General features: G+C 46.7%; 10 protein-coding genes. 5 read left to right on the top strand and 5 right to left on the bottom strand.

Features of this window, described 5'->3' with window-relative positions; translation table 11 throughout:
* The first annotated feature begins 128 nt into the window (after window positions 1-128).
* From BQ5591_RS02640 to lpxA, 4 genes are all read left to right on the top strand, one after another.
* Entirely contained in the window at window positions 129-1,304 is a 1,176-nt protein-coding gene (locus BQ5591_RS02640) for an efflux RND transporter periplasmic adaptor subunit (RefSeq protein ID WP_071148331.1), read from the top strand.
* 136 nt (window positions 1,305-1,440) lie between these two features.
* On the top strand, window positions 1,441-4,857 hold the full coding sequence (locus tag BQ5591_RS02635; RefSeq protein ID WP_071148330.1) for an efflux RND transporter permease subunit: 3,417 nt from the start codon (window positions 1,441-1,443) through the stop codon (window positions 4,855-4,857).
* Between the two features lie 73 nt (window positions 4,858-4,930).
* Window positions 4,931-6,322: a TolC family protein gene (locus tag BQ5591_RS02630; RefSeq protein ID WP_071148329.1), complete on the top strand. Its 1,392-nt coding sequence runs from the start codon at window positions 4,931-4,933 to the stop codon at window positions 6,320-6,322.
* A gap of 16 nt (window positions 6,323-6,338) precedes the next feature.
* Window positions 6,339-7,106: an acyl-ACP--UDP-N-acetylglucosamine O-acyltransferase gene (gene lpxA / locus BQ5591_RS02625; protein ID WP_071148328.1), complete on the top strand. Its 768-nt coding sequence runs from the start codon at window positions 6,339-6,341 to the stop codon at window positions 7,104-7,106.
* A gap of 119 nt (window positions 7,107-7,225) precedes the next feature.
* Here lpxA and BQ5591_RS02620 read toward each other — a convergent pair whose 3' ends face one another.
* The 4 genes from BQ5591_RS02620 to BQ5591_RS02605 form a co-directional block, all read right to left on the bottom strand.
* Window positions 7,226-8,032 carry a hypothetical protein gene (locus BQ5591_RS02620; RefSeq protein ID WP_159434420.1) on the bottom strand — a complete coding sequence of 269 codons (807 nt, stop codon included), beginning with the start codon at window positions 8,030-8,032 and terminating at the stop codon, window positions 7,226-7,228.
* 116 nt (window positions 8,033-8,148) lie between these two features.
* The gene (locus BQ5591_RS02615) at window positions 8,149-8,820 is read right to left on the bottom strand and encodes a hypothetical protein (protein ID WP_071148326.1); all 672 of its coding nucleotides are present in this window, start codon (window positions 8,818-8,820) and stop codon (window positions 8,149-8,151) included.
* A gap of 91 nt (window positions 8,821-8,911) precedes the next feature.
* Window positions 8,912-10,750 carry a heparinase II/III domain-containing protein gene (locus tag BQ5591_RS02610; protein ID WP_071148325.1) on the bottom strand — a complete coding sequence of 613 codons (1,839 nt, stop codon included), beginning with the start codon at window positions 10,748-10,750 and terminating at the stop codon, window positions 8,912-8,914.
* A 152-nt stretch (window positions 10,751-10,902) separates the two neighbouring features.
* On the bottom strand, window positions 10,903-11,364 hold the full coding sequence (locus BQ5591_RS02605) for a transposase family protein (RefSeq protein ID WP_071148324.1): 462 nt from the start codon (window positions 11,362-11,364) through the stop codon (window positions 10,903-10,905).
* A gap of 64 nt (window positions 11,365-11,428) precedes the next feature.
* On the opposite strand from BQ5591_RS02605, the gene BQ5591_RS22265 reads away from it, so the two are divergent.
* A complete protein-coding gene (locus BQ5591_RS22265; RefSeq protein ID WP_449374825.1) occupies window positions 11,429-11,779 on the top strand; it encodes a hypothetical protein in 351 nt (116 codons plus the stop codon).
* A 149-nt stretch (window positions 11,780-11,928) separates the two neighbouring features.
* Here BQ5591_RS22265 and BQ5591_RS02595 read toward each other — a convergent pair whose 3' ends face one another.
* Complete coding sequence (locus BQ5591_RS02595; RefSeq protein ID WP_071148322.1) at window positions 11,929-12,756, bottom strand: SecDF P1 head subdomain-containing protein; 828 nt, start codon at window positions 12,754-12,756, stop codon at window positions 11,929-11,931.
* Window positions 12,757-12,896 lie beyond the last annotated feature (140 nt).

Genomic DNA, 12,896 nt, shown 5'->3' with positions numbered 1-12,896 from the left:
AATTTGCACACAAAAAACTAATTAGAGGTATTTAGTTTTCATATGGAAGCCCTATATATGGGCAAGAACACACACAAGCTTTGGCAAATCAATGACAATATAATATCACATAAGAGAATATAAAGAGTATGAAGAGTAGATTAGGATTATTGGTATGTTGCCTGGCACTGCTAAGCAGTTGCGGACAAGGCAACAAAAATACGGGCAGTGCCCCCGAAATTGCAGTCATGGAGGTAAATACCACTACTGCGAACCTGACAAACAGTTACCCTGCTACAATCAAGGGTAAACAAGACGTAGAAATCCGCCCAATGGTAAGCGGTTTCATTACCAAATTACACGTAGATGAAGGTGCCGTCGTACGCAAAGGACAAGTATTGTTCACTATCGATCCCGTACAATACCAAGCTGCCGTACAGACTGCCAAAGCAACCGTAGAAACTGCCAAAGCAGCCTTAAGTACCCAAGAACTGACTACTGCCAACAAGAGAGAACTGAACAAAAAACAGATCATCAGCGACTATGACCTGAAAATGTCCGAGAACCAGTTGGCACAAGCTAAAGCCACACTGGCACAAGCCGAAGCTCAGCTCATCAATGCCAAGAATAACCTGTCGTATACTCAGGTTACCAGCCCCAGCGACGGTGTAGTAGGTACCATTCCTTACCGTGTAGGTAGTTTGGTTAGCGCTTCCATTGCTACCCCACTTACCACTGTGGCCGACATTTCCGAAATGTACGCCTACTTCTCAATGACCGAGCGTCAGTTGCTGTCAATGATACGCGAAGGAGGCACCATGAAAGAAATCCTCGACAAGATGCCTGATGTTCAGCTGCAACTTATCGACGGAACTATGTATGCCGACAGCGGACGTGTGGAAACAATCAGCGGTGTCATCGACCAGACTACCGGTTCAGTAAACATGCGTGCCCTCTTCCCCAACAAGCACAATATTCTGCGCAGTGGTGGTACAGGTAACGTTGTCTTCCCCAATCCGTTACACGACGTTATTATGATTCCTCAGTCGGCTACAACCGAAATCCAGGACAAGCGATTTGTTTTTGTACTCCAGGCAGACAATACACTGAAAAATACCGAAATCAAAGTCTTCACTTTGGACGACGGCAAGTATTTCTATGTAACCGAAGGTCTTAAGAAGGGCGACAAAATAGCCATAGAAGGCGTACAGTCGCTGAAAGACGGACAGGCAGTAACTCCGATTACCCCAGCCGACAAAGAAGCCGAATACCAAAAGGCGCTGAAAGACCAGAAAGAAGGTAACATACAGACTGCATTCAAATAACAAGTTAATGAGTTGACAAGTATAACAGGCTAACCTATCGCGAAAAGGACAATAGATATCCTCTCTTCCCCTATTTGTGTTAGCCAATTCGCCTCAAAGCCGAAAGCCCGTCAACCAAACAATAAAAGAAGAAACAATGAAACTAGATAGATTTATAAACCGCCCTGTACTATCGACGGTTATCTCCATCCTGATAGTAATCCTGGGCTTTATTGGTCTGGCAACATTGCCTATTACGCAATATCCAGACATTGCACCGCCTACGGTATCCGTACGTGCCACCTATACCGGTGCCAATGCACAGACCGTATTGAACTCTGTTATTGCCCCGCTGGAAGACCAGATCAATGGTGTAGAAAACATGATGTACATGACTTCGAACGCCTCCAACAGCGGTTCGGCTGATATCTCCATCTACTTCAAGCAAGGTACTGACCCCGATATGGCAGCCGTAAACGTACAGAACCGTGTGTCCATGGCACAAGGACTGTTGCCGGCCGAAGTAACCAAAGTCGGTGTAACCACCCAGAAGAGACAGACCTCTATGTTGATGATCTTCTCACTCTACGACGAGAAAGACCAATACAACATTGAGTTCATTGAGAACTACGCCAACATCAACCTTATTCCTGAGGTAAAACGTGTTACCGGTGTAGGTGATGCCAACGTGATGGGTGTGGACTACTCTATGCGTATCTGGCTGAAACCAGACATCATGGCTCAGTACAAACTGATCCCCAATGACGTAGTAGCAGCACTAGGCGAACAAAACATCGAAGCAGCTCCCGGACAGTTGGGTGAACGTGGAAAACAAACTTTCCAATACACACTGCGCTATAAAGGTCGTCTGCAACAAACCAGCGAATTCGAGGATATTGTTATCAAAGCACTCGAAAACGGTGAAGTTTTGCGTCTGAAGGACATTGCCCGTATCGAACTGGGACGTATGACCTACAGCTTCAATAATACAGTAAACGGTCACAAGGCTGTCAGCTGTATCGTTTACCAGATGGCAGGAACCAATGCAACCCAAACCATCAGCGACATTGAAGCATTGCTCGATGACTACGCAACCCAATTGCCTGCCGGCTTGAAGATCAACATTGCACAGAGTGCCAACGACTTCCTCTTCGCATCTATTCACGAGGTAGTAAAGACTTTGATCGAGGCATTCATCCTTGTGTTCATTGTGGTTTACATCTTCCTGCAGGACATGCGTTCTACCCTGATTCCGGCCATTGCAATCCCGGTAGCTTTGATCGCCACATTCTTCGTACTGAAGCTTATCGGATTCAGTATCAACTTGCTGACCCTTTCGGCTATGGTGCTCGCCATCGCCATTGTGGTCGATGATGCCATTGTGGTTGTCGAAGGTGTCCATGCCAAGCTTGACCAAGGTTACAAATCGGCCAGAGCAGCTTCTATCGACGCCATGCACGAATTGGGCGGCGCCATCGTCTCTATTACATTGGTGATGATGTCCGTATTCGTCCCTGTAAGCTTCATGGGTGGTACAGCCGGTACATTCTACCGCCAGTTCGGTCTTACCATGGCCATTGCCATCGGTTTCTCCGCATTGAACGCCTTGACACTGAGTCCTGCCCTGTGTGCCATCTTCCTGAAACCCCACAACACCAACGCTCCTCTTAAAGAGCGTGTTGGCACTGCCACCAAGGAAGCCCGTAAAATCTTCATTGCACGCTATGCCGACTCTTTGGGTCGTCTGATGCGTCCGGGCATAACATTGCTGTTCACTATCATCGCCATTATCGGTATGATCTTCGGCCTATTCAGTTTCGAGAATCATCCGGTGCTCTGCGTTGTGATGATTGTCATCAGTATTCTGGCTTTGGCCGGTATGACAACCGACAAGTTCAAGAACTCCTTTAATGATTCCTATAACTCACTTCTTGGCAAGTACAAAAAGCAAGTGCTGAAATTCATCCAGAAGAAATGGTTATCGGGAAGCATTGTAGTAGCTTCTATTGCCCTGCTGGTTGTCTTTATGCAGACAACGCCTACAGGTATGGTGCCCAATGAAGATACCGGTACCATCATGGGTGCCGTGACCTTACCTCCCGGAACCTCACAAGAACGTGCCCAGGAAATTCTGAATCGTGTAGACAGCCTCGTAGCTTCCGATCCTGCCGTACAATCGCGTACTATTATTTCCGGCTTTAGCTTCATCGGTGGCCAAGGCCCTTCGTACGGTTCGGTCATCATCAAACTGAAAAACTGGGAAGAACGCTCTACGATGCAGAACTCCAATATTGTTTATGCAACCCTCTTCATGCGTGCTCAAAAAGTGATCAAAGAAGCACAGGTATTGTTCTTCGCTCCGCCTATGATTCCGGGTTACTCAGCATCTAGCGATATCGAGCTTAACATGCAGGATAAGACGGGTGGTGACCTGAACCACTTCTTCGACGTGGTCAACGCTTATACAGCCGAATTGGAAAAACGTCCGGAAATCAACTCTGCACGTACCAGCTTCAACCCGAACTTCCCGCAGTACCTGCTGAATATTGATGCAGCTGCTTGTAAGAAAGCAGGCCTTAGTCCAAGCACCATTCTTACTACGCTACAAGGATATTATGGAGGTATGTATGCATCCAACTTCAACAGTTTTGGTAAGATGTATCGTGTCATGGTACAGGCAGAACCCGACGCAACCAAGAACCTGGAGTCACTGCAAAGTATCAAGGTGCGCAACGGCAATGAGATGGCTCCTATTACCCAGTTTGTTTCTATCGAGAAAGTTTACGGTCCGGATGTTATCAGCCGATTCAACCTGTATACTTCTATGAAAGTCATGGTAGCTCCTGCTTCCGGCTACACTTCAGGTCAAGCGCTGCAAGCCATTGCCGAAGTAGCTCAGCAAAATCTGCCTGCCGGTTTCGGTTACGAATTAGGAGGTATGGCGCGTGAGGAGGCAGAAACCAGTGGTAGTACAACCGGCCTTATCTTTGTACTGTGCTTCGTCTTCGTATACCTGTTGCTGAGTGCACAATACGAAAGCTACATTCTGCCGCTGTCCGTATTGCTCTCAATCCCGTTCGGTCTGTTGGGAAGCTTCCTCTTCGTCAACGGAGCCAGTGCCATCGGCAGCATCCCTGCCTTGAAGATGATTATCGGCTCTATGTCCAACGACATTTACATGCAGATTGCCTTGATCATGTTGATGGGTCTGTTGGCCAAGAATGCCATCCTGATCGTTGAGTTCGCACTTGACCGCCGTAAGATGGGTATGAGTATCACATGGGCAGCCGTACTGGGTGCCGCCGCCCGTCTGCGTCCTATCTTGATGACGTCAATGGCCATGATCGTCGGTCTGCTCCCGCTGATGTTTGCTTCGGGTGCCGGCGCCAACGGTAACCGTACACTCGGAACATCGGCCATCGGTGGTATGTTGATCGGTATGATCCTGCAGATCTTCATCGTACCTGCCCTGTTCGTAGCTTTCCAATATCTGCAAGAGAAATTCAAACCGATGGAATGGGAAGACGTGGACAACTCCGATGCAGAACCTGAGATAGAACAGTACACCAAATAATATCCAAACAGGCAAGAATGCAGAATGAGCATCCAGACATGCTCATTCTACATTCTTCATTAAAATAGCATTTATGAAGAAACAAATCATAACTTTGATGTGTGCCACTGCCCTGTTAAGCAGTTGTCACATCTACAAATCATACGACAGACCCGAAGACATCACGACAGCAGGGCTCTATCGCGACACCGTAGCCGGTGGCGATACGCTCGTCGCCGATACAGCCAATTTCGGGAATCTGCCCTGGAGGGAAGTTTTCACCGACCCGAAACTGCAAGCCCTCATCGAACAAGCACTGACCAGTAGCCCCGATATCCGCACTGCAGCCTTGAAAGTTAAAGAAGCTCAGGCTCCGTTACTGGCTTCTAAACTGGCATTTATCCCGGCATTGACTCTTTCGCCTCAAGGAACAGTCAGCAGTTGGGACAAAGGCAAAGCCACACAGACCTATTCGCTGCCCGTAACTGCCAGCTGGCAGATTGACCTGTTCGGACAACTTCTGAATCTGAAACGTCAGGCACAAGCCACTTTGGAACAAACCAAAGCCTACGAACAGAACACCCGTGTACAGCTCATCGCCAACACGGCCAATCTGTACTACACCCTGCTGATGCTCGACCGTCAGCTGGAAATAACCGAAGGAACAGCCGAGATTCTGAAAAAGAATACCGAAACGATGGAAGCCATGAAGGAATCCGGTATCTATAATACGACAGAAGCTGCTGTAGAGCAAAGCCGCGCTGCATACGCACAAGTGCAGGCTTCATTGCCTGACATCCGTACCAGCATCCGCGAGATCGAAAACTCTCTCTGCCTGTTACTGGGCGAACCAGCACACGCCATCGAACGCGGTATACTGGAAGAGCAGCAGCTTCCCAGCGATTTCTCAGCTGGCATTCCTCTGCAACTGCTTTCTAACCGTCCTGACGTAAAAGCAGCCGAACAAGCTTTGGCATCGGCTTATTACAATACCAACGTAGCACGCTCCAACTTCTATCCGCGCATTACCCTCAGCGGTTCGGCCGGTTGGACCAACAGTGCCGGTGCAGCCATTGTCAATCCGGCCAAATTATTGGCTAGTGCCGTGGCTTCGCTCACACAGCCTATCTTCCAGAATGGTGCTAACATCGCCAAACTGAAAATTGCCAAAGCCCAACAGGAAGAAGCACAGATCCAGTTCCAGACCACCCTGCTCAATGCCGGAAACGAGGTAAGCAATGCGCTCGGCCAGTATCAGGCATGCAGCCAAAAGGTAGAAGCACGCAACATGGAAGTAAATTCTGCCAAGAATGCAGCCGATTATACAAAAGAATTGTTTAACTTAGGCACGTCAACTTATCTGGAAGTGTTGTCTGCTCAGCAATCCTACCTCAGCGCACAGCTTTCCGAGGTAAGCGATACATTCAGCCGCATGCAGGCTGTCATCAGCTTGTACCAGGCTTTGGGTGGAGGAAGAGAACAGTAATTAAAAACCTAATATTATGATTAGTCCATTAGCTTATGTAGACCCTGCCGCCAAAATCGGTAAAAACGTAACCGTACAACCGTTTGCCTATATCGAAGCAGATGTAGAAATCGGCGATGACAGCATCATCATGTCCGGCGCACGTATTTTGAGCGGTACCCGCATGGGGAAAGGTAACAAAGTGCACCACGGTGCCGTATTAGGAAGTGAACCGCAAGACTTCCATTATACAGGTGAGCATACATTGCTCGTTATCGGCGACAAAAACGATATTCGCGAGAATGTAGTCATCAGCCGAGGAACGCACGAAGGACAATACACACAGATAGGCAACGAAAACTATCTGATGGATGGTGTACACCTGTGTCACGATGTGAAAATTGCCAACCATTGCGTACTGGGCATTAAAACCACAGTAGCAGGCGACTGTTGCATCGATAGTTACGTAATCTTAAGCAGCAACGTACTGTTGCAGCAAAACTGCCACATAGGAAGCTGGTCGCTGGTACAAAGCGGTTGCCGCATTTCCAAAGACGTGCCTCCCTACATCATCATGGCCGGAAATCCTGCCGAATACCACGGAGTGAACGCCATGGTACTGCAACACAAGAATCAGGTCACAGATCGCATCCTGCGCCACATCATGAATGCATACCGACTGGTATACCAAGGTAACTTCAGCATTCAGGATGCCTTGCAGAAGATTGAAGACCAGGTGCCCATGAGCGACGAGATACGCAATATCATCGACTTCATTGGCAATTCGAAAGGCATCGTGAGGTAACATCTGTCACGCAAATAACTCTAATATAAGAAAAGAGGTTGCACATCAGCGTGCAACCTCTTTTCGTTTTTATACATTCCGTAGTGCCGTTGCACTACACATCTTAAAGCCTCATCTTATCAGTCTACCTTGACAACCTGCTGCGTAAACACCTTCACGCCTGGATAGGACGTCGGAATCTGTTCGGTCACATCTTCAAACAGGGCCATAGTAGGAATCAAGTAGTCTCTTGTCACTCCCTTCTCGTTCTTATAAGGCAACAATATCAGTGTGTATTCTTTCTCTTCCAACAGAAAGCGGTAGTACCACGGATTCTCCTCACTGCGGTCGGAGTTGACGATGAAGGTACCCTTCACCATTTCTTCCTCTTTGTCCATCTCCGTGGGATAGAAACTGAGCGTACCGCTGTATGGATCCTGAGGATTGTCAGACACCATCCGGTAGCCTCCACCTGCCTTTTTTACTGGAATAGTGGCCAAGGCTTCCTCGCGGAGTCCGGCTTTCTGTTCGTCCGTCAGTTCTTCACCTCCAGTAATAAGGACATCCATACCTCCGATAACCAGCGTCTGTTTTGCCTGGAAAACATTTACTTTCAGTACAATGGATGCACCCGTACCGTCGGTCACGGTGACGTGTGCTTCTCCCCAATCCTGCGGATAGAGAACGAACGCATTGGAATGTTTCATGTCGATTTTCAGGACAGCGTCATTGTCGCACTGCGCAGTATAGTTACCACCGCCACCCAGAATGGTGACGGAGCCTGCGCTCCCGTCTTCTTCAGAGCGGGGGAAACAGACATCTACGGTGTTGTCCGTATCGGTAGAGAGGTCGAAGCGGAGCGGATTACTCTCTTCATCGCTGCATCCTGTCAAAGCGACGATACAAAGAAATGCAAAAAGCATTCTCAATAAATAGGTTGTTTTCATAATCTTTGGCTTTTAGGTTTGTAATATGCTATGCAAAAATATAAAATTCGGCCGGTTCGTCCAACAACGCACTAAAAATCTCAACCTATGTTGAGGGTTTATGGCACCCCGCTCGGCTACAACGAGATATGAGACGATTTCAGTCTGGCTATTTTCTTGTCATCCATGTTTGCATGAATACGTTCGAGTAGCACTTCTCTGTTTTCAAACTGCCGGTATAAGTCGGCTTTCCACTCTTCCTTGGACTTTAAGAACAGTGCGGAGAAGCGGTCCGAATCCCAATGCCTGATTTCCTTTTCTATTTCCTGCTTTACTTCTGCAAGGAAACGGGCGTCATTCAAATAAGAGGCCAACGCCAGTTTGAATGCAAAAATGCGATGCCAGTTCGTGGGATTGTGTTGGGTTGCAAACGCTAAAGAAGCTTTCCGAATGCATTCACACAGGTCGCCCGACAGAATATTGTCTTTCAAGAGCATGCCAAACTGTTCTTTGGCACACTCGGCGGCTGTTGGGAACAGATATTCGTGCAATGAAGTCTTGATGAAGAACTGCATACCTTTCTTGTCATAAAGCTCCCATGAAAAAACAGGTACCTTCATTCTGATTTTTTCCTGTTCCCACAGCGGCAGGCATTCCAAAACAACCCGATAGGCATCAGACATGACCTTCTCAAGCCTGAGCCCTATCAGAACGAAATCGGCCCTCATGTACAAAGTAGAGGCTGTGTACGGCGATAAGGTTGGGAACAGTCCTTGCCAGTCATTAAGTATCTGTTTCATTTCCATCATATATCTTTAACTAGAGTTTATATAGAATAAGGTACAGGTACACTGATTTACAGTTCCCTTAAACCTTATTCTGTATAATGTCTATTTATGGTTAGATTTCTTTGCTGCTCATCCGTATCGTCACCTTACCATCTGTTCCTTTGAATGAACATTCGGCTTCAAGCATTGTGATACCTTCGATAGGTTTTTCTCCTTTATAAGTATTCTTGGCCGGATAAGTCTTGAACACTGCACCGGCAGGAGCAATTATCTGCATATAGAAATGTTTGCCATTGCGCATAAAGTGAGCTTTGTTTCCGTTCACTTCTACATTGGCTTTAGTGCCGGCTACCCATGACACCTTTGACCCGGCATCAAGTAGGCTTACTTCATCTTCCACTTCTATGGTATAATTGTTTAGTAGCGTGAATATGCGATAAACACTTTTTGCTTTTTCTTTGTATACTTCACATAAGTTCAGTTTGACGGAAGGCTGCTTGGCTTCGGGATGCTCCTCGCAGACAAAAGCATGGCCATTGGCATATTGCAGGCTATGGTCTATGTTGATAACATTGTGCGAGAAATTGTTGTTGCGGAAGTATTTCCAACGCTGGCCACCGGGTTTCCCATCCCAAAAACCGGGCAAGTCGTAGTCATCGGCACCGAGATCTTCTGTCCAAAGCACACCGTCACTTTCTACAATGAATGTGCCGCAATCCATTTGCTGATGTGCCTGATTGGGTAGACCACCTTTGGCTACTAAATAGATAGAACCCTTTTTGTTGCGGTCACCGTTGAACACCACAATGTCATTAATCTTGTTGTGATACACTTCCATGGCAGGTACAGTGCTTGTTTTACCGGTAGGAGTGTTGTCAAACCAAGGTAAGGAGAGAAAGAAAAGTTGGTCGAACATTCTGACACCATGCAGTGCTTTAGCCACTTCGTTTCTATTCCAGGCGGATACTTCGGGCTGATGGAACATTTTACCATACAGAAAATAGGCAGGACCGCCAAAAGACTCATGTCCGATACCTGCATTGCCGAAATAGAACGGATGTCCTGATGGGGTGAGTGTGCGTATCTGGTAAAGGGCTGTACAGTTGATACCCGGCAATTGGGCAATGCCTCCCTTATCACCTCCATTGTCTGTTACCGCTTTCAAATACATGGAAAGGTAGCGGTTGGTGTATCCCCAATAGGCGGGTCCTTCGTAACATACACCGTCGGGAGCAAAAAGTTTCAAGCAATAGGGCATATATTTGGCGGCATTTTCTAAAATGACATCGGTTTCTTGAGGATAGTCTTCGGCTACAGCCAATGCACCCAATACCATACCGGTGTTACATACCACGTTCCAGTTGGTTTCGCGCTTTGCCCAACTGCCCGGTCCTCCTTTTTCGTATTCGCGCAGCACCCGGTGAATCGCATTTTTGTAGATACTCGCTTTGACCAGCTGTTTTGTAGCCTGTGGAAGTTCAGCAAAAAGCCAGTCGTAGGCAATGGCTACGGCTGTGGTCATTTCGGCTGTATCAAGGTAGTGTTTCGGGTCCCAGTCAGGGAAGTTACACACCCACAAGATAGCATCATTGGCCGCTTTTAAATATTTATCTTCACCATAGATGCGGTAGGCTAATGATAAAGTACCCAACCGATAGACATAAGCACGTGAAGTCCACAACATATTACCATATTTATCCATTTCGTATGGCAATTGTGGTGCTTCTGCTATGGAATCAGCTTCTGCTTTCAGATATAATGCCAATTCACCGGCTAATGGCTCGTTCTTTATTAATTCTTTCACTTCGGAAGTCTCGGCTCCGGTAAATAATAGACGGGGATGATTCGGCAGCCAATTTTGTTGTCCCCATGCACTGCAAGTTAAAAGTAGCATGGCCAGAAGCATAATGCTTTTAGCCATGTGGCTCGTTGAAATGATAACGTTCTTCATAATAAATGATTGATTTAATTTTTGTTCTATTCTTGTTTAATTGCACAAAAATAGGAATATAAAATATAATGTAGGGGAAAATATTATCCATTTGACGGATGCTTTCTGTTCAATGAATAAAAAAAATTAAATTATATTAGACATTATATGGATTAATTTGTTATATGACTCATTTTATGACTGATTCTGAAGTTGTGTAATCCACAAGCAATAAGAATCACCATATCTTCGAAACCGAATTTATGGCATCTAAATCGTTCTTTGACAATACGGCATTTTTTCATACTACCCATGGCATGTTCCACTTTAATCCTGGTTCCGGAAATCCTCTTGTTCTCTTGTTTTTCAACACTAGTAAGCTCTTTCCTTTTAGGTTTCTTTTTGGGCATGCATATTTCAACTCCATCCGGTCTGTGTCCGATGAAACCTGTATCTTGCCAGAGCCTAATACCTTTGGGGAGTAGAAGAAGCTCTTCATCACAAACCTTTTCGTCATAGACATGACCTTCGTATGTGGAGCTCAGCCATACAATCCTAAGATTGTTGGTATATAATAGGTTATTCTTTATGCTATGAGTTTTTACCACTATAGCATGCAGACTGCCTGTCTTCATCCAAAGGGCTTTGAATAGGTCGCTCTGTTCCGTCCAACAAGACTTCTTCGCATCCTTAAAGAATGTGGATCAGACGTTTGGAGTTGCGGTCCGGCAATTCACCAAGCGTTTACAATGTATGCCGGAGAATCTCAGAAAGAAGGTGAATCCATCTATTGGCTTGGGGTTGGGTCATCTCAAACTGAATGGCATGGAATTCCTGAAGGGGATTGGTCTTCAAATATACCAATATGAAAAACAGTTTGTCCTGAATCAAAGGCAACACACTGGTCTTTCTGTTGTAAGATATACGTTAACGCACTTTACCTTCCAAGGTAAAATGGCTGTAATGTTCATCCAATGGTACTTGAAAGTTATTAGTAAGGCGTCAAACTCAACAGGAGTTAATCCTGTCGCAGCAAGCACTTGGCTATGACGGTGGCGAATCTTGTCGTAATACATCTATTGAACTTTTTAGACCACAAAGATAAATCAAAGAACGCTTTAATCAATTATTCGATATAAACTCTACTATAAATACGGATATTAAACGAGATTAGAAGCTAGCATAGAACACTTCTCTGTTTACTTCTTCTTCGGCATCACGGCATACACACCTTCCTGCTCTACAATCTCCCAGCCGCCTGACTCCAGCATCCGATTCCATTGGGTCAGCGTTTCCATAATGAAGTCGTACAATCCCTGACTGATGTATAGGTCCTCGGCTGAGCAGAAGGTAGGCTCCAGCCGGCCGTCGGCCACGCATAGACGCTTTTGTGCCCGCTCCAGTGCGGCCAAGTAGACCGTCTGGTTGAAAGCGTAATTCTCGTTGAAGCCGTCGCCACTCCAAGCATCAATAGCCTTCAACGACATCGAGCCGCGGGTGTCCAGAAAAGTCGTATCTGTCATGCTGGCTTTATATTGCCTTGCCTCGTCCCATAATTTTTGGCTGTGCACGCGGCGCAGACTGTCCTCACGGTGCATGTCTGTTTCATTGGGGCCTTTTGTCTCCATCATCAGTCGGTAAACGGCGGGCAATTCCCAATCGTTCCGGCTGCTTATCTGGAAGCGACCGCTTTCGATACGTGCGTTGACACGCGGCGCGGTCAGCACACTGTCCTGCCAGACAAAAGCAATGCGGCGTCCAATGGCCTTTGCAGTCTCGTCCGTCCAGTGTTTCCGCTTCTCTTCGCGCACCTTGCCTGTTATTACGTGCTTGCCGTAAGCATCGGTATCCAGTTCGAGTGCGGCAATGTCTTCCAAAGTAATGAAAGGGGCGGCATCAAGGCTGTCCGCACGTCCTTCACGGACATGGTACCAGCCGTCCGGGCGCTGAGTTTGCTGGCCTTGTACAGAAAGGGCGGGCAGTAAAGTCAAAAGGCACACACCCGCTAATTGTTTGGCTTTATTCATAGTATGACAAATAATGTTTTTTGATGTGGCAAATATAGACCTTTTCATTCATATTTTCAACAGCCACCGCCGGATGCGGCTCATGTGCGTACTTTCGACGGATAGTCAAAAGTACAAAAAAGCATGTTTTTTCCACAGTT

Origin of the sequence: Bacteroides ndongoniae (genome assembly GCF_900108345.1) — a bacterium.
In the GTDB taxonomy this organism is placed as follows: Bacteria; Bacteroidota; Bacteroidia; order Bacteroidales; family Bacteroidaceae; genus Bacteroides; species Bacteroides ndongoniae.
This window is presented reverse-complemented; position numbering and strand designations above follow the sequence as displayed.